1 protein-coding gene is annotated in these 1,058 nt (G+C 56.5%); it reads right to left on the minus strand.

Translation table 11 applies throughout. The annotated features are described in order from the left end of the window. On the minus strand, positions 1 to 1,058 hold a 1,058-nt coding region (locus BC440_RS23170), incomplete at both ends, for an Ig-like domain-containing protein (RefSeq protein ID WP_210766357.1).

Below are 1,058 nucleotides of genomic sequence, written 5' to 3' on the forward strand. Positions count from 1 at the left end.
ACCGTCAGCACTTCGCTGGAATCCGTCAGACCCGCGTCAATATCAAGCGAAATGGCAGAATCTTCTGAACCACTGGCATCAGAAACTTCCAATGTCGGTGTATCTGCCACACCGGCAACATCAACAGTAATCCGGCCCGTTGTGGTCGCAACATCGTTGCCATCCGCAGACTGCGCGGTGACGGTCAGATCAAACGATCCACTAAAGTCCTCCGCCGGGGTAATCGACAGGCCGTTCAGGTCGGCAGCAGATAGCGTCCAGCTGCCATCACCGTTATCGGTGCCCGCAGACAGGTTCGCACCTTCTGGCACGCCGCTGATTGTAACAGTGAGAACTTCGCTGGAGTCCGTGAGACCAGCATCAATATCCAGCGCGATGGCAGAATCTTCCGAACCACTGGCATCAGAAACGTCCAATGTCGGCGTATCTGCCACACCGGCAACATCAACAGTGATCGTGCCGCTGCTCGTCGCAACATCGTCACCATCAGCCGACTGCGCCGTCACCGTCAAATCAAACGATCCGCTGAAATCATCCGCTGGTGTGATCGTCAGACCGTTCAGGTCGGCCGCCGACAAGGTCCAAGTCCCGTCACCGTTGTCCGTGCCAGCCGACAAGGCGGCACCTTCTGGCACGCCACTGATCGTAACGGTTAGAACTTCGGAGCTGTCCGTCAGGCCTGCGTCAATGTCGAGCGTAATCGCCGAATCTTCCGAACCACTGGCATCAGAAACGTCCAATGTCGGCGTATCTGCCACACCGGCAACATCAACAGTGATCGTGCCGCTGCTCGTCGCAACATCGTCACCATCAGCCGACTGCGCCGTCACCGTCAGATCAAACGATCCGCTAAAATCATCTGCTGGTGTAATCGTCAGACCGTTCAGGTCGGCGGATGACAGAGTCCAGCTGCCATCACCGTTATCGGTGCCCGCAGACAGGTTCGTACCTTCTGGCAAGCCGCTGATCGTAACGGTGAGAACTTCGCTGGAATCCGTCAGACCCGCGTCAATATCAAGCGAAATGGCAGAATCTTCTGAACCACTGGCATCAGAGAC

The sequence above is a fragment of the Thalassospira sp. MIT1004 genome, from assembly GCF_001858545.1.
Lineage (GTDB): Bacteria > Pseudomonadota > Alphaproteobacteria > Rhodospirillales > Thalassospiraceae > Thalassospira > Thalassospira xiamenensis.